Consider the following 16,266-nt stretch of genomic DNA (forward strand, 5'->3'; position numbering starts at 1 on the left):
TTTTAGCATCAAGTTATTGCCTCATAACGGCGTAATTAATAACTTTCAAACTTGAATATGTTAAAACGACTATTGAGGTACTCTACCTAATAATTTCTTTGGTGTTGTCAAATAAATTGAGAACTATGAGGATTACAAATAGTAATATAGCTATCATAAAAACGGAATGAAAACCGTTAAGCAGAACTGAATTAATTGCGTTTTGCAATGAATGACCATTCCTAAAGGGAGTATTTGAACTGATAGCGTTATTTAATTTACTAATTGTTAGCGACTTATTCGCTTTAACTCCCTGGTTTAAAGCGAAGTTAAAGACTAATCCGAAAATACCTGTCATGACGGTTTGTCCCAATGTTCGCCCAAGTGTGAGCATTGAGGATGCAGTCCCAATATTTCCCTTTGGCACAAGTTCTTGTGCTACAACGGTATTCATGGTAATGATAATACCAAGACCGGCACCAGTTATACCGGCAATAACATAAAACATCATTATTGGGAAATTTGTTCCTGCAAAAACTAAAGGTACGTAAAATGCCGTTTGAATTACAACTATAGGCAATACTATATACTTCGGAGCAAATCGTTTTAAGAGGCCGCCTACAAAAAATGAAGTTATCAACCATAAAACAGGACTGGGTGTAATAGCCAGACCAGCTATTGAAGCCGATACATGGTAAATTGACTGTAACCACATCGGAAAATACACTTGAAACCCAATCTGCACACCAGAAAGCAGTAAGGCTGTTGTTATCTGAATTGAAAAGGTTCGATTACTAAATAATTTTAATGGGATTAATGGATCTTCTGTACGTCGTTCGACCATTATGAAGAATACCAGAGCTGCAGCAAAAGTAATAAACGGTATCAACCAGAACATGAACGAGGTACTTTGCTTGCTAAGATTTTGTAAGCCAAGGAGAAGTCCAATTAAACTTGCCGAGAGTAAAACTATCCCTGGATAATCAATCTTAATCTTTTTCGCATTAAATGAGGATTCATGGTAACCAAATACGATTAATCCTAAAACAAGGATACCAAGAGGCACATTAATAAAAAATACCCAATGCCAATTAAGTTTGTCCACTATAAATCCACCAATAAGTGGCCCAGCAAGTGCTGAAATACCCCATGCTGTATTATTTCATTGCCATAATGTTGGAACGTCTTTCAAAACTAAAAACGTCAGCGATGATTGTAAATGTTATTGGCATTATTGCACCCGCGCCGATACCCTGAATTGCGCGCGAAACAATTAGAACAATAATGTTAGGCGAAAATCCACAGGCAATTGAACCAATCAGAAAAGTTACCAAGCCAAAAATAAATATTGGCTTTCTTCCCAGTTGGTCTGCCAATTTTCCATAGATGGGAGTTGTAACAGCGGTAGTAAGCAAGTACATTGCAAATACCCAACTTTCTTGAGTAATACCATGTAGTTCACTCACAATAGTTGGTAACGCCGTAGTGATGATTGTCGTCTCCACTGAACTCATGAACGTTGCAATAAAAATTGCAGCCAGAGTGAGAGTTATATTACTTTTTTTACTTTTTTCCAAATGTATACCTCCATTATTTTTTTGCATTTTCGCGTAGCTAAATATTTATTTCAGCAACAAAAGATGGAAGTGCACGATTTCTATTATATAGCTAATCATTAATTTCTTGCAAAAATTTGTTTAGTGAATCCTTAAAAAATGAGCTTTTTTCATTCACTTTTTTAGGATGATTATTAATATCAATAAGTGAACCATAAGCATTGTTCCCGCTGCTTTCCGCTGAGCTCTAGGACCGCTCGGCAAAACAAAAGGCAGAATATAAGCACGATTCCTGCGGGATTGCGATCCCGCCTCCATCGTGCTTATATTCTGCCTTTTACCGTTTTGCCTCGCGCACTTTCACTTTATGCCACGTGGCCCTCCACCGTCTCAATATCAGCCTTGCCATCACGCTCCACAATGGCTGCAATTGCCTCCGTTATTCCCTTCACATCATCTGTCAAACTCAATGAAGGCGTATTTGGCCTGCTTGTCACCTGCTCCGGTAAAAACGGAATATGCATAAATCCAGCCTTCAATTCCTGAAACTCCTTATCAATCATATACTGTACCTGGTACATAATATGATTACATACATACGTTCCAGCCGTTGTCGACACACTACTTGGCAAACCTGCCACCCTAATCGCCCTAGCCATCGCCTTCACCGGCAATTGCGTAAAATACGCATTTTGACCATCTTCATGAACCGGCGTTCCTAGTGGCTGATAGCCCGCATTATCCTTAATCCGTCCATCATCAAAATTAATTGCTACCCGTTCTGGCGTCAATCCAAAACGACCGCCAGCTTGGCCAATACTCAAAACATAATCTGGTTTTTCCTTTAAAATAGCCGCATGCGTCACATCTGCACACTTGCCAAAAATTGTGGGGATTTCAATTTTCACAATCTGCGCACCTTTAATTTCATCTGGCAAACGTTTCACAGCTTCAATCGCCGGATTAATTTTGTCGTCACCAAACGGATCGAACCCAGTCACAAGAATTTTCATTTTTATGTCCTCCTTAAATTTAAAATGCTAACACATACATCAATAAAATCTGAATAATTAACATAGGAATTGCAATTGGTGCCTGCTGTTTAATGACACCCAGCGGATCCTTCATTTCCATTAACGCCACCGGCAACGTATTGAAGTTTGCAGCCATTGGCGTCATCAACGTCCCACAATAACCAGACGTCATTCCGAGTGCCGCCACAACCACTGCTGATCCACCTTGCGCAACCACAAATGGAATCCCAATTCCAGCCGTGATAACTGCGAATGCCGCAAACGCATTACCCATAATAATCGTAAACACAGCCATTGCCACACAATACAGGACAACGCCCAGCAGATGATTGCCAACCGGAAAAACACTGGAAATCGCATGTGCCGTCACGTTACCTACGCCAGAAGCTGTGAAAACCACTCCTAATGTAGCTAATAACTGCGGCAAAACTCCGGCCGAGCCAACCGAACGTACCATGCGTTGCGTATCGTCAAAAACGGCTTTTCCACTTGATTTGGTCAAAACAACCGCCACAATTAATGAAAGAATTGCTGCAGCGCCGATTCCAACCTGTCCGCCAAACGGTGTGAACTGGGCTACCAAAATAGCAGTCACAGCCAAGATAATGCTTGGCAGGAAAATCCACCCCTTTAATCGCAAGGCCGCAGATTCAGCTGTTTTAACATTAATTTCTTTGATATGGCCCACCTTGACCTGTTTTAAAAGAGACAGTAAGCCGATCACCAATAAAAATGCGCCCACTAATGCATTAGGAAGCCATTGACCTAGGGCAAAAATAACTGCAAACAAAGTCCAAAACAATCCAGTTCCATAACGAGTCGAATTCGTTTTGTCTCGAAACGATTCGATTGCAGCAATTAAAAAACCAACTCCAATTAACATGTATAGGAACGTTAAAATATTATTGATTAAACTAGTCATGGTCAACACGTCCCTTCTTTGTAAACTGGCGATCAAATAAGCGATTATATACAAATACTAGGACTAATGTAATCACGGCAACTGGAATGGAATATAAAACAATTCCCGTCGGATCGACTTTATACCCTAAAGATTTCATGGTGCTCGCCATCAATAACACACCACCAGATGCAACAAACAAGTTTTGCGCAAAGAAATTTCCAAAGTTTTCTGTAGCCGCCGATCGTGCTTTAATTCGATCGACATCTTTTGGTGTGAGTTTTGCTTCAACACTCGCTGCTGCTTGCGCCATTGGATTAATCAAAGGCCGGATAAACTGGACCTGCCCTTGTAAGGTAATTCCAAAAACACAGGCTAATTCTCTAATTAATAAATAGATATCAAAAATTCGCCCGGGGGTTAAGTTTTGTAGACGATGAATCAAATTTACGGCAGATGCCTTTAAGCCATTGCGTTCGATAACGCCAATCATTGGCAAAGTTAAAAAAAATAAGGACACCATCCGATTGTCTAAAAATCCTTGCCCTAAAATCGCTAAAAATTTTGTAAAATCGATTCCGGATGCTAATGCGGTGGCCAGTGCCGAAATCAAAACGACGGCCACAGTGTCTAATTTGAATGCAAATCCCAGTATAATAACTAATACACCAATTAAACGTATGTATTCCATTCGCTTGTCCTCCATTTCATTTATTGAATGATTCTAATTTTGTTATCATAAATTTAGCATGAAAACCCATTTTCATCTTTTTAAACTAGGAAACATGTTTTTTCAGCGCCAAACACTTTCTAAAAATTCGCTAGCCTATACTCCGTGAAAACTTCCACACGTGTTTCTCATTTATATTTAATGTTTTTCACTATAGGACTGCTGAAAGTGATTGTCAAATGTAAATTTGTATCTTTAAAAAAACAAATATATCTTCCTTGTTTCGTTCCAACGTTGGCGCAAGTTATGATCTGATTGGCAAGATATTCAATAAACCCCTGATTTGTGCAATATATTTTTCAATTTTACTAATGCTAATATCTCAATATGCTTGGTGAATGATTTCAAGCAATCAATTACCCTTCATAAATTCTTCAAAAACATTATATTTTCCATCCAAGTTTGACAACTGACAAGACACGCGCTAGACTAAGTCCAAATTAGATAACAATTAAAAGCAATGAAGAGATGAGTACGATCCCACATTTTCATAGAGAGCCTCTTCTGGTGTAACGAGGTAAAATAGTGAATCTGAACATGGTCTTGGAGAACATTCCGCATTAAGCCTCGGCAAAATGCAGATGGGTGCGCCCATTATCGCGCCGGAACTTCCTTTGCGGAGTTCTTCGAGGAAATAATTTTATTATTATTTCAAACCAAGGTGGTACCGTGACCATTTCTTTAATGAAGTGCTCGCCCTTGACGTTTTTACGTTGAGGACGAGCTTTTTTGTTTCTAAATATAAATAATAAGGAGTTTTTACAATGACAACTAAAACAAGTTTACAAGCGCCCTATCGTTTCGACCAAGTCGGTAGTTTATTACGTACTCCAGAATTAAAAGCGGCACATAAGGACTTTGCCGATCAAAAAATCTCGGCTAGCCAATTAGAAACCGTGCAACAACAAGAAATTAAAAAAATTGTAGCTAAACAGGTTGCACTTGGCCTCCATGCCGTAACTGATGGTGAATTTAGCCGCTCTTGGTGGCATCTCGATTTTCTTTGGGGATTAAATGGTGTTGGCAAATACGACTACCAAAAGAGTTACAAGTTTCATGGGCAAAAAACACGAACTGACAATGCCTTTTTAACCAGCAAGATCAGTTACAATCCAGACCATCCCTTTTTTAAAGCTTTCAAATATTTAAACTCAATCGTTCCTGATGGTGTCCAAGCTAAGCAAACCATTCCGTCACCAAGTTTACTATTCCGTGATAATCGCAGTGATAATGCCCCTAAGTTTTATGAGCATCACACAGATTACTTAAATGATTTGGCGCAAGCTTATCACGAGACAATTCAGCACTTTTACGAACTTGGTTGTCGTTACATTCAATTAGATGACACAACTTGGGCATTTTTAATCAGCAAGCTGGACGAAACTAAAAGCGATCCAGAAGCTCAAAAGCCATTCCGTAAAATTGCTGAAGATTCCGTTTATGTTATCAATAAACTCTTGGAAAACTTACCCACCGATTTGACCGTAACGACACATATTTGTCGAGGAAACTTCAAATCAACCTTCCTATTTTCAGGTGGTTATGATGTTGTGGCTGACTATCTTAGTCAGTTGAACTACGATGGCTTTTTCTTGGAATATGATAACGATCGTGCCGGTGACTTTAAGCCCCTCGCTAAAATCTGGAACCATGATGCAAACAAGCGGATTGTCTTAGGTCTTGTGACTTCTAAATTTCCAGAGCTAGAGGACCAAACTCAATTAATCACACGTATCAAAGAAGCTACTGAAGAAGTCCCACTAGAAAACTTGGCGCTTTCTACTCAGTGTGGTTTTGCTTCAACTGAAGAAGGCAATAAATTAACTGCTGATCAACAATGGGCAAAATTAAGTTTAGTCATCGACACCGCTAAAAAAGTTTGGCAAGATGCAGAATAACACTTAACCTACTAAAGGTTGAAAGTATCAAAATTACTTCACTAACTAGTATTAAATGACTTGGTTCAAAAACAGTAGTTTAATTGCCGTCCTGCGGCTCCAAGTCGTGCCCACTATTCCGCCTAGTAATGATGATTTTCGTTCCGAAAATCTTTCTTGCTCCTGTCGATGTCGATTCTTGGGCAAGCTCGGCCGCAAGAACTCGCACTACGTTCCAGCCCAAAATTTGCTGGAAGACGGCATTTTATCTAATTTTGCTGCCATGAACGTTTTCGTATCAAGCAACAAGATAAGTTTTTTGTGGTTTCAACCTTTAGTTAACCTATGAAAACCAGAACACGGCTCTTTTTGAGTTTTGTTCTGGTTTTTTCTATATAATGGCCTTCAGAAAAGACGCTTAGTGCCAAACATGATACTATTAAAGGGAAATAAATTTTGTAACTGCCTGGGGGAATGGCTAAGATGGGTAAAATCAGAATAAATAATATGAGCTTTCATACATTTAACGGTGTGTTTGCTGAAGAAAAGAAACTGGGTCAGCGCCTTGAAATTGATGCTGAACTCACCTATCCAATTGAAGAAAAGGTTTTGCACGACAACCTGAAAGAAACGGTTAGTTATGCGGACGTCTACCAAACCATTGAAGATTTCGTTTTAAACAATAACTACAATTTAATTGAGAGTGTGGCTAATCATCTTTTGAAAAAAATTCTGGCCACCTACCCGACTATTCAGGCCGTTAAATTAAAAGTGCGCAAATATAGCGTCCCGATTGCCGGAATCTTTGACAACATTGAAATTGAAGTTTCCGGAGAACAGCATCATGAATAATGACGTTTATTTAAGTGTTGGCTCTAATCTTGGCGATCGCCAGGCCAACTTAAAACAGGCTGTTAACCTGCTCGACCAGAATTCAGCCATCAACGTTAAAAAAGTTTCGCCCATTTATCAAACGCAGCCGGTGGGTGGCGTCCCGCAAGACGACTTTTTAAATATTGCCATTCACTTGTCCACTTCTTTAGATGCCCATCGCCTTTTAGATGAGTTACATCAGATTGAACAGGATTTGCGCCGGAAACGGATTATTCATTGGGGACCCCGGACAATTGATTTGGACATTTTGTACTTTAATCACGAAACCTATCAGGATGACAAATTAATCATCCCCCATCCCGAAATTGCCAACCGCCGTTTTGTGCTGATCCCACTGTTAGATGTTTTAACAGATGACAAATTGATTGCTAAAACCCAGCAACAATTACAAACGACGCCTGACCAGAATTGGGTAGAAATTTTACATGACTAAGAGGTAACCAGAATATGATCGAAAAAAATAAAAAAAAGATAGAAAACGCCGTGCATGACATTATTGAAGCCATTGGCGATGACCCCAAAAGACCTAGCATTCAAGAAACTCCCGCCAGAGTGGCCACAGCCTATGAAGAAATCTTTGCTGAAACTGGCAAGCAACATTTTGAGGATTACAAAATTTTTAATGTTGCAGAAAATGCCGGGATGGTTTTGGTGCAAGACATTCCTTTTTATTCCATGTGTGAACACCACATCCTCCCCTTCTTTGGCACGGTCAATGTGGCCTACGTTCCACAAAACGGTAAAATTATTGGCTTGAGTAAAATTCCCCGGTTGGTCGACTTTGCCTCGCACCGACCAAGTGTCCAAGAAAACATCACGGTGATGATTGCCGATGAATTACAACGCATTTTAAACCCTAAAGGTGTGGCAGTATCGATTTCTGCACGCCATATGTGCATGGAAATGCGTGGAATCAACAAATCGGGTCTATTTACGTATACGAATAAATTTTTGGGCACCTTTGCCGATGATCACGAGTTAAAAAACGAATTTCTCCAACAGACGCATCAGAGGTAATCACTTACCATGAACGAAGACCAACAAACCTACCAAAATTTAATTGCAAAAATGAATCATCAAGTTCTAGTCACTCAAGATAATCGGGTAACCATTTTACGAAAAATCCTGGTTGACCTCCATTATCCAGATCAGAGCTATAAAATTATCCACATTGCCGGAACCAATGGCAAGGGGTCAACCGGTGCCATGTTGGGAGCTATTTTGCAGGAAAATGGCTACCACGTGGGTCGTTTTTCCAGCCCCGCGATGTTAGACGACCGCGAACAAATTAAACTTGATGGGCAAATGATTAGTTATAAGGCTTTTCTTCAAGCCTACCAATTTATTAGTGACACGCTGGGAAACCGAGATCAGGTCGCTTCGCTTTCAATTTTTGAGTGGTTTACTTTAATTGCCTTGGTTGCTTTCAAACAGGCAAAAGTAGATTTCGTGATATTGGAAGTCGGATTAGGTGGTAAAAATGATGCCACAAACGCAATCTCTGCGCCATTATTGACTTTGTTTACGCACATTGATTACGATCATACCCAAATTCTCGGCCATACCATTCGCAAAATTGCGACTCAAAAATCCGGTATCATTAAATCGGGTTCATCAGTGATTGTTGCACCCCATCAAAAACAAATTACGCGTGAAGTCTTGCGGACTGTGGCTGATAAACACCATGTGGCCATCCATTTTGTGCGTAACATTCAGTTGAAAGTTTTAAATCAGGATCAGACAGGCACCCAAGTCCAGATTAGTGGCCCCCTAATTACCAAACAAGTTTATCAACTGGGCTTGATCGGTAACTTTCAACTAGATAATTTAGCTACGGTTTTAAGTGCTGTAACTTGGCTTCGGCAAAATGGCACGTCACTTGACCAACAGTGCGTTTACAAGGCTCTATCACAGCTCAAAGTTCCCGGACGTATGCAGATTATTCAGCAGCATCCCACCGTTATTTTGGACGGAGCACATAATCCTGATGGTGCTAAACAATTAGTTCAATCATTAAAAAGTTTGTTTCCAAATCGAAAAATCCATTTTCTATTGGGCTTTTTGGCGGATAAAAATTACTTTGAAATGTTGAAAAGTTACTTACCAATTGCAACTGATGTGTACGTGAATACACCCAGTCAGCACCAACGGGCCTTAGACAAGGAGTGCCTGGCTAATGTGATTCGAAATGAGTTTCATTTTGCTAACGTCCATCTTTTTGAACCCAACGATTCACACGAAGCACTTGCCCAAGCTCGGCAAAGAAGTTCCACAAACGATGTCATTATCATTACTGGTTCCTTTTACTTTATCAAACAATTTGAAGGTGAATTTCATGTTTAATCAACCAATTCTCATTGCTTCTAATAACCTAGATAAAACCATCGAACTTGCCAAATGTTTTAAGGTAGCAAATGTGCACGCCCAGTCCTATCAAAATAAGCTTGCACGCACAACCTTTCCAAAGGAAGGTACGACAAGCTATTTAGATAATGCGCGGCAAAAAGCAATTTTTATTGCTGAAAAGATGCCTCACGCTTATGTTTTAGGGGATGACTCTGGAATGATTGTAGATGCTTATCCAGATAAATTTGGTGTTGAAACTTCACGCCAACTAGTAGATTATCCTACAGATAAAGATAAAAACGATTATTTGATCAATTTGGTGGCCGGTAAATCACGAAACGTGACCTTACGGACAGATCTGGTTTTATGTTCACCTAGTCACCATCTGTATCATGGTTTTGGCGAGTTTAAGGGGACCTTTAGCGACCAAGAACGGGGCCAAAATGGTTATGGCTTTGACAAAATCCTCATTCCTCAGGGTGAAACTCATACCCTAGCCGAGATGCCAGATTGTAAAAAGGCCCCTTATTTACATCGCACAAAGGCAGTTCATAATCTTCTAAAAAGGGCGGTTCAAAACGAATATGAATATTTCTGACAAAACTGAAGAATTTGCACATCCCGATTCATTTGCGGATCAAATCGCCTATGATACGTTACGTAAAGCGCGTAAAATTGCGTTGCAGTTTACCGATCTATCTGAACCAGAAATGGTCAAACTAACCAAATTATTGGCAGCATTTGATGTTCCCATTCGAGCCAACAAAAATAGCGTCCAGACCGTTCTCCCTTTGACTGCGTTTCAGTTGTTTATGGCACATTTCAAAGATCGGTTTCAAAACTCTGTCAGTCAAGAAAAGTTGACCGAAATTTATGCGCAGCACGGCGTTTACTGGAATTATGGAAATCAGCACCGCGATTTAATTCAAAAACCTTTAATTTACGGTATTTTAAATATTACCCCGGACTCATTTTATGATGGTGGTCGTTATTTTGAACCTCAAAAAATCATGGATCGCGTTGCTGAGATGGTTGCGGCTGGGGTGGACGTCATTGAACTTGGCGGACAAACCACACGGCCGGGTTTCAAAGAAATAACTGCCGATGAAGAGTTAGCGCGCATTATGCCTTACGTAAAGCAGATCCACGACTCCTACCCTCAAGTCACTTTAGCTGTTGACACCTACAAATTTGAGGTCATGCGTGACATCGTTAAGGACGGCGAAGTTGATATTATAAATGATGTGAATGCCTTCACTGACGATCCGCGTAAACTTGCTTTATTGGCACCAACTAAAATGGGCTTGTTAACCATGCACAGCAGTCGTGACACTGAGTATGACAATTTGACTCAAGAAATGCGAAACTTTTTCAAGCAGAATCTAGATCAATTGACTGCTGTTGGAATCGATCGCGACCGTATCGCCTTAGATCCCGGAATTGGTTATGCCAAAGTTGCAGACGGTTATCAAGATTATGCGATGATGCGCAACATCGATCAGTTTAATGATTTTGACCGCCCCACAATGATTGCCATTTCCCGTAAGGGGTTTGGCGCAAAATTATTTGGTTTAAAAAAAGAGGACCGTTTAGCGGTCACTCTTATTGCAGAAACTTATATGTATTTGCATGGCGGAAATATTTTGCGCGTCCATGACATTACGGAAACGAAGCAACTTGTGAAGATGCTTCAAACCATTAACAATGGGTATTGGTTCAAAAATGCTAGTAAAAAAGATTGAGACATTTTTCTCAATCTTTTTTACTAGTTTTAATTTGAAGGTAACATGGTTGCAAACGATCCGTCCCAAATACTTTCATGATGCTTGATGATTGTTTGAGCATTCAAAAGGTCTGAGTCAAAGGTTGTGGTTAATCCCCTTGTGACTTCAACCTCATAATTTAGATGACGTGCAACCCGAATTGTGGTGTCCACGCAATACTCAGTTTGACCGCCACAAATTTCAACACTATGTGTGTTGTAGGTTTTTAAATAAGCCTCTAAATTAGTGTGATAAAACGAGTCGGGTGTTGTTTTGACGATGAATTCATCTTTCTGCGATTTAAAGTCTAATTTGTCGGTTAATTCAAAGGCTTCGGTATCGCTTGGAATCTCATCATCGGTAGTTTGGACGAAAAAAATCGCCTTTTTTTCTTGTCGATAAACGGCGATTCGTTTGTTGATGCCTGCCACAACTGCATCAAAATTCTCCATTTTATGCAATGCATTTTGCATATCAATTACAATTAAGACATCTGCCATTATATTTCCTCTTTCATAAATCAAGTTTGTTTGACAGTACTAAATCTAAAGTACTTTCGGTATCCAAAGACGATCTATTTCCCTGTTCAAGGCATCATCAATCAAGTAATACGCTTATGAACTTTGCGAATAAGTTCAAGAGAAATGAATGGGTCTCTGTCAAATCGTATTGGTGGAGATTTTGAACGGCACATTCACTTCGGTGAATGTGCTTTTTGTTTACTCATGAATTAAACTAATCCGGATAAAGAAGTTGTCAATATTTCGAAAACCAAAACAGTTACGCTTTAATGCCTTGATTTTACGATTAAGTCCTTCAATTGGACCGTTGGAAAATGGATAACGACAACTGTTTAGAAGGGCTGAACCATTTTTGATAAACGTGTTGATCGTTATGTCCATTTGATTACTAGTGGGTTGGTAGTTAGTAAGTAAGGATTGGAACACATTAGCATCCTTTTGGTGTATGGCACTTAAGATACCTTGATAGGTTTGATACACAGATCTAAATCTGGGAAAAGCGTCTAGAGCTAAATCAATGGCGTTTTGTTGCGTCATATACTCGTTAATTCCGCGTAAATAAACAGCCTTAGAATCATTAACTTTTATTTCATCAAGATGAAATAAACGCCATTGAGATTTTAAAATATGATAAATTCGTGAATGCTTATCTTGGATAGTACGAATGGTCTGCGTGCGTTCATTATCTAAGGCACGCCCAGCCAGTTGAATAATATGGAAACGATCGATAATCGTGGCCGCATTGGGAAATAAGCGATGAATGAAGCTGCCATATTCAGCATTCATGTCAATCGTCACTGATTGAACTTGGGCACGTTCTTGAACCGAAAAACGAGCTTCAAAGTAGTCAATGATATCTTTACTTAGCCGATCTTTTAAAGTAACAATTCGGCGATGACTAACGGCATCGCAACAATTAAAGGACATCCAGTGATTACAGGAACGAAATTCATCAAAGCAAAGATTCTCTGGGAGATGTTTAACACGATAGGCTAAGTGAATATTGGCATTTAGGATTCGTTGAACACTGCTTGGCGAAATTCCACAAAGTTTAGCAATTTCTTTACTCGTCAACATATCGCGTGCCAAAACGATCACTTGATGTTTGATATTATGTGTGAAAGTTTCGTTACGATTAACCAACTTAGTTTTAGCACCACAGGTTTTTGAACAATCTTTACATTGGTATCTTTGACGTTTTAAATGCATTTCGTAACGACCACCGGATAAGGTTCCTAAACGCAGGTGACTCATGTGAGTTCCGTTTTTAATTAAGCTTTTATGGCCACAATGTGGGCACTTTAAAAGTTGATAAGACAAAGTTGCATGGACGACATGAATACGTTGGTTTGTGGAACACCGTTCTTTAGAAATACCAGTGACAATTAAGTTTGGGTCTGTTATTTCGAATAAGCATAAGATAGAATTAGTTAGGGACATCTGAATTTCCTCTTTTCGATTTGTTTTGGCGATTAAATCGTAGCACAAAGAGGACAGATGTCCTTTTTTATTTTTCTGATTTTCAAAACAGACAAAAAACCGGTATTAGTTATTCACCAATACCAGAAAGTGTAGACCCAAATGAATTGGTGATGCAAATATAACTCCCCAAATGAGCATCTTGTCCCATTATAGTACAACTGAATGGAAAAGAGGAAAACGCTACATTTTTTATTTAAGAAATTCTTAAAAACAGTGAGTGAAACAAAGCGGTAAAGGCAGAGAATATAAGAGAACTGGAGGCGGGATCGCAATCCCGTTGGAAGTTTTCTTATATTCTCTGTCTTGCTTTGTGGAACTGTCCTATATCAGTGAGTGAAACAAAGCGGTATGAGAGGAAATTTAAGGCTCACCGTAAGCGGGGAGAATTCCCGCAGTAGGTGTGTCTTATATTTTTTCTCTTGCTTTGTGGAGCTGTCCTATATCAGTGAGTGAAACAAAGCGGTATGAGAGGAAATTTAAGGCTCACCGTAAGCGGGGAGAATTCCCGCAGTAGGTGTGTCTTATATTTTTTCTCTTGCTTTGTGGAGCTGTCCTATATCAGTGAGTGAAACAAAGCGGTAAGAGAGGAAATTTAAGGCTCACCGTAAGCGGGGAGAATTCCCGCAGTAGGTGTGTCTTATATTTTTTCTCTTGCTTTGTGGAGCTGTCCTCAAACCCAAGAAAAAGAAAGTCTCCCTATTTGCCATCCTGTTTCTGCACCGCAGCAGTCGCTACTGCGTTCACATAATTGAGCGGGTTATCAAAATTAGGCTGGAAAAACATATCCACCATTGATAAGTCATCGATGGTCATTTTAGTTTGAATGGCTAATGAAATAACATTTGCGGATTGGGCACAATCATAGGAACTGTAAAATGCCCCACCCAAAACAACCCTTGTTTTGGGATCCCAAACTAGTCGCATCAAAATGGGCGTTGTGGTTAACATAAAATCTGGCCGATAATTTTGTTCCAGTGTCACACTTTCAACCTTGACGCCCCGTACTTGGGCACCACTTTCCGTTAATCCAGACGAAGCCAAGGTCTTTCCAAAAAGGGCCACCGCAGATGAAGCCTGCGTTCCCATATATTTAACAGTTGGCTTTTCAATGTTATGACCGATTAAAACGCCCTGTCGGATAGCGTTAGTTGCCAAGGGAATATAGTCATCCTTGCCTGTTGGATTGTAATGCACAACTGCTGAATCGCCCGCCGCAAAAATATCAGGATCAGATGACCGCATATACGCGTCAGTAATTATTGCACCATTCGGTAACATTTTTACTTTACCCTTCAATAAATCAGTGTAAGGTCTGAAACCCGCACACAAAACAGCAAAATCGGCTGTGTAACTATCCTTAGTTGTTTTTACTGTGATTTGGTCATCACCTTCAAAAGATTGTACCATTTCATCCATAGCCAATTTGACACCATGTACTTTGTAGTCGTCTTCAACTCGCAAACCAATTTCTGGATCAAAGTTTTTGGCTAAAACGTGTGGTAAACCATCAATCAAAGTAACTTGTTTACCAGTAACCGCCAATTGTTCAGCCAATTCTGCACCAATATACCCGGCACCAATGATAATTGCAGACTTAGATTTTGGCGCGGCTTCACGCAAAATTTTAGCGTCGTTCCAATCTTTACAAAGCTTAACCTTGTCATTATCGATACCCTTAATTGGAGGAATGACAGGTGCAGAACCAGTTGTCATCACCAACTTATCATAATGTGTCTGTGAAATTCTTCCAGAAACTAAATTTTTTACCTGAACCGTTTTTTGTTCAGGATCAATCTGCAACACATCATGTTGCATTTTCATAGTCGCCCCTAGTTTTTCAAGCTCCTCAGGAGAAGAATAAAACATTTTATTTGGATCTGAAACGTGATCACCAACCCATAACGCAATTCCACAAGAAAGAAACGATAAATTATCATTTCGTTCATATACAGTCACTTCATAGTCTGGATGTTCTGCTAGAATCTGTTTGGCTGCAAAAGTTCCGGCATGGGTTGCTCCTACTATAATTATTTTCATAATTTCCCTCCACAAGTTTTTTTGTTATCAAAATTATTAGTTTATTGTTAATTCAATTCTATTTTGTATGTCGGCAAATGTCAACGCTTACACATCCCTATTTATTGCTATCAACATTATATTGACATTAATACTATACGGTATATAATATAGATTAGAAAATATCATAAAGGAGGGCACCTATGAATATTCAAGTCAGTTCGGAAATCCTCGACGGACTAGTTTTGTCATTACTCACCCATCAGGATTTTTATGGTTATGCAATTACGCAAAAAGTCCAAGAATCCATTAAAATATCTGAGTCAACGATGTACCCCGTTTTAAGACGACTTCGAAACAAAAAATGGCTAACTACTTATGATCAGCCCTATCAAGGCCGGAATCGACGCTACTACAAAATCACTGAAGCCGGTATTGATCAATTAAAGATTATTTTAGAAGCTTGGCAGAGTTACCAAACCAATCTTAATCAAGTTTTTGAAGAAACTCAGATTCCACCTATTAATATGCAGGAGGACGCCACCCATGAATAAATCAGCATACATTAAAAATCTCCAAACTTATTTATCTGGATTAACAAAAGATGAACAAAATGATGTAATAGATTTTTACAGTGAATATATTGAGGATGCCAATTTACAATCTGATAATGAAATCATTGCAAAGTTAGGAACTGCAAAACAGTTGGCTCGAAAAGTATTAGCAGATTACTCTATTAAGAAAAATGAGGGGCTTGAAGAAGTCAAAACAAGTTCCAGTAAATCTAACATAAAGTTAATCTGGGTAATTTTATTAGGTATTCTTTCAACTCCTCTTACCATTCCCGTTGCCGTTTTAATTTTTATCGGTATTGTCTTAGTATTTGGCCTTTTGTTAACGTTTATCTTCGCCGCAATTTTATTTTTTCTTTTTGGAATTATTTTCGGAGCTATTTCAATTTACTCTGGCATAATTTTTCTTTTCACAAATTTTACTTCAGGACTTTTCTATCTCGGCACTGGATTAGCTTGTGTGGGTCTTGTGTTAATTATTTGCCCACTCTCCATTTCAATTATTCGTTTCCTATTGCAAATAACCGTCCAAATTTTCCGTCAGGTTTTTCAAAAACTTTCTCAAAGGGATCCATCCCTGAAAGGAGATCACTAA

Annotated in this window: 15 protein-coding genes and 1 pseudogene; 9 read left to right on the forward strand and 7 right to left on the reverse strand. The window is 39.3% G+C overall.

Annotated elements, in window-relative coordinates; translation table 11 throughout:
- Nucleotides 1–82: 82 nt before the first annotated feature.
- The 4 genes and pseudogenes from AB3217_RS09510 to AB3217_RS09525 form a co-directional block, all read right to left on the reverse strand.
- A pseudogene (locus AB3217_RS09510) lies at nt 83–1,583 on the reverse strand (MFS transporter).
- Nucleotides 1,584–1,900: 317 nt separating this feature from the next.
- Nucleotides 1,901–2,548 (reverse strand): pyroglutamyl-peptidase I, encoded by a 648-nt coding sequence (gene pcp, locus AB3217_RS09515; protein ID WP_068808351.1) that lies wholly within the window; start codon nt 2,546–2,548, stop codon nt 1,901–1,903.
- 19 nt (nt 2,549–2,567) lie between these two features.
- Nucleotides 2,568–3,491 (reverse strand): DUF979 domain-containing protein, encoded by a 924-nt coding sequence (locus AB3217_RS09520; RefSeq protein ID WP_068808354.1) that lies wholly within the window; start codon nt 3,489–3,491, stop codon nt 2,568–2,570.
- Complete coding sequence (locus AB3217_RS09525) at nt 3,484–4,161, reverse strand: DUF969 domain-containing protein (RefSeq protein ID WP_057784727.1); 678 nt, start codon at nt 4,159–4,161, stop codon at nt 3,484–3,486. The genes AB3217_RS09520 and AB3217_RS09525 overlap by 8 nt, the downstream gene beginning before the upstream one ends.
- Nucleotides 4,162–4,964: 803 nt before the next feature.
- Between AB3217_RS09525 and AB3217_RS09530 the strand changes: the two genes are divergently transcribed.
- The 7 genes from AB3217_RS09530 to folP all read left to right on the forward strand — a co-directional run bounded on the left by AB3217_RS09530 (nt 4,965) and on the right by folP (nt 11,059).
- A complete protein-coding gene (locus AB3217_RS09530) occupies nt 4,965–6,098 on the forward strand; it encodes a vitamin B12 independent methionine synthase (RefSeq protein ID WP_367366036.1) in 1,134 nt (377 codons plus the stop codon).
- 462 nt (nt 6,099–6,560) lie between these two features.
- A complete protein-coding gene (gene folB, locus AB3217_RS09535) occupies nt 6,561–6,929 on the forward strand; it encodes a dihydroneopterin aldolase (protein ID WP_084254361.1) in 369 nt (122 codons plus the stop codon).
- Nucleotides 6,922–7,404: a 2-amino-4-hydroxy-6-hydroxymethyldihydropteridine diphosphokinase gene (gene folK / locus AB3217_RS09540; RefSeq protein ID WP_068808360.1), complete on the forward strand. Its 483-nt coding sequence runs from the start codon at nt 6,922–6,924 to the stop codon at nt 7,402–7,404. The genes folB and folK overlap by 8 nt, the downstream gene beginning before the upstream one ends.
- Nucleotides 7,405–7,418: 14 nt before the next feature.
- Nucleotides 7,419–7,988 (forward strand): GTP cyclohydrolase I FolE, encoded by a 570-nt coding sequence (gene folE, locus AB3217_RS09545; RefSeq protein ID WP_057785008.1) that lies wholly within the window; start codon nt 7,419–7,421, stop codon nt 7,986–7,988.
- A 9-nt stretch (nt 7,989–7,997) separates the two neighbouring features.
- Nucleotides 7,998–9,314, forward strand: coding sequence for a folylpolyglutamate synthase/dihydrofolate synthase family protein (locus AB3217_RS09550; RefSeq protein ID WP_068808363.1), 1,317 nt, complete (start codon nt 7,998–8,000; stop codon nt 9,312–9,314).
- On the forward strand, nt 9,307–9,915 hold the full coding sequence (locus AB3217_RS09555; RefSeq protein WP_057785006.1) for a non-canonical purine NTP pyrophosphatase: 609 nt from the start codon (nt 9,307–9,309) through the stop codon (nt 9,913–9,915). The genes AB3217_RS09550 and AB3217_RS09555 overlap by 8 nt, the downstream gene beginning before the upstream one ends.
- Nucleotides 9,902–11,059: a dihydropteroate synthase gene (gene folP, locus AB3217_RS09560; protein WP_068808366.1), complete on the forward strand. Its 1,158-nt coding sequence runs from the start codon at nt 9,902–9,904 to the stop codon at nt 11,057–11,059. Before AB3217_RS09555 ends, folP begins: the two co-directional genes overlap by 14 nt.
- Nucleotides 11,060–11,088: 29 nt before the next feature.
- On the opposite strand, the gene AB3217_RS09565 is transcribed toward folP, so the two are convergent.
- The 3 genes from AB3217_RS09565 to AB3217_RS09575 all read right to left on the reverse strand — a co-directional run bounded on the left by AB3217_RS09565 (nt 11,089) and on the right by AB3217_RS09575 (nt 15,120).
- Nucleotides 11,089–11,580 (reverse strand): isochorismatase family protein, encoded by a 492-nt coding sequence (locus AB3217_RS09565; protein WP_068808369.1) that lies wholly within the window; start codon nt 11,578–11,580, stop codon nt 11,089–11,091.
- 219 nt (nt 11,581–11,799) lie between these two features.
- The gene (locus AB3217_RS09570; RefSeq protein ID WP_367366037.1) at nt 11,800–13,041 is read right to left on the reverse strand and encodes an ISL3 family transposase; all 1,242 of its coding nucleotides are present in this window, start codon (nt 13,039–13,041) and stop codon (nt 11,800–11,802) included.
- 738 nt (nt 13,042–13,779) lie between these two features.
- A complete protein-coding gene (locus AB3217_RS09575; RefSeq protein ID WP_068808371.1) occupies nt 13,780–15,120 on the reverse strand; it encodes an FAD-dependent oxidoreductase in 1,341 nt (446 codons plus the stop codon).
- Between the two features lie 182 nt (nt 15,121–15,302).
- Between AB3217_RS09575 and AB3217_RS09580 the strand changes: the two genes are divergently transcribed.
- The gene (locus AB3217_RS09580; protein ID WP_068808374.1) at nt 15,303–15,653 is read left to right on the forward strand and encodes a PadR family transcriptional regulator; all 351 of its coding nucleotides are present in this window, start codon (nt 15,303–15,305) and stop codon (nt 15,651–15,653) included.
- Nucleotides 15,646–16,266 (forward strand): DUF1700 domain-containing protein, encoded by a 621-nt coding sequence (locus tag AB3217_RS09585; protein WP_068808377.1) that lies wholly within the window; start codon nt 15,646–15,648, stop codon nt 16,264–16,266. The genes AB3217_RS09580 and AB3217_RS09585 overlap by 8 nt, the downstream gene beginning before the upstream one ends.

Origin of the sequence: Pediococcus parvulus, assembly GCF_964063155.1 — a bacterium.
Classification (GTDB): Bacteria; Bacillota; Bacilli; order Lactobacillales; family Lactobacillaceae; genus Pediococcus; species Pediococcus parvulus.

Excerpts from the sequence above, each read along its gene's own strand:
- folB (WP_084254361.1), top strand. The coding sequence starts at position 6,561 with ATGGGTAAAATCAGAATAAATAATATGAGCTTTCATACATTTAACGGT.
- AB3217_RS09530 (WP_367366036.1), top strand. The coding sequence starts at position 4,965 with ATGACAACTAAAACAAGTTTACAAGCGCCCTATCGTTTCGACCAAGTC.
- AB3217_RS09520 (WP_068808354.1), bottom strand. The coding sequence starts at position 3,491 with ATGACTAGTTTAATCAATAATATTTTAACGTTCCTATACATGTTAATT.
- AB3217_RS09580 (WP_068808374.1), top strand. The coding sequence starts at position 15,303 with ATGAATATTCAAGTCAGTTCGGAAATCCTCGACGGACTAGTTTTGTCA.
- folP (WP_068808366.1), top strand. The coding sequence starts at position 9,902 with ATGAATATTTCTGACAAAACTGAAGAATTTGCACATCCCGATTCATTT.
- AB3217_RS09570 (WP_367366037.1), bottom strand. The coding sequence starts at position 13,041 with ATGTCCCTAACTAATTCTATCTTATGCTTATTCGAAATAACAGACCCA.
- pcp (WP_068808351.1), bottom strand. The coding sequence starts at position 2,548 with ATGAAAATTCTTGTGACTGGGTTCGATCCGTTTGGTGACGACAAAATT.
- AB3217_RS09550 (WP_068808363.1), top strand. The coding sequence starts at position 7,998 with ATGAACGAAGACCAACAAACCTACCAAAATTTAATTGCAAAAATGAAT.
- AB3217_RS09525 (WP_057784727.1), bottom strand. The coding sequence starts at position 4,161 with ATGGAATACATACGTTTAATTGGTGTATTAGTTATTATACTGGGATTT.
- folE (WP_057785008.1), top strand. The coding sequence starts at position 7,419 with ATGATCGAAAAAAATAAAAAAAAGATAGAAAACGCCGTGCATGACATT.
- folK (WP_068808360.1), top strand. The coding sequence starts at position 6,922 with ATGAATAATGACGTTTATTTAAGTGTTGGCTCTAATCTTGGCGATCGC.
- AB3217_RS09555 (WP_057785006.1), top strand. The coding sequence starts at position 9,307 with ATGTTTAATCAACCAATTCTCATTGCTTCTAATAACCTAGATAAAACC.
- AB3217_RS09585 (WP_068808377.1), top strand. The coding sequence starts at position 15,646 with ATGAATAAATCAGCATACATTAAAAATCTCCAAACTTATTTATCTGGA.
- AB3217_RS09575 (WP_068808371.1), bottom strand. The coding sequence starts at position 15,120 with ATGAAAATAATTATAGTAGGAGCAACCCATGCCGGAACTTTTGCAGCC.
- AB3217_RS09565 (WP_068808369.1), bottom strand. The coding sequence starts at position 11,580 with ATGGCAGATGTCTTAATTGTAATTGATATGCAAAATGCATTGCATAAA.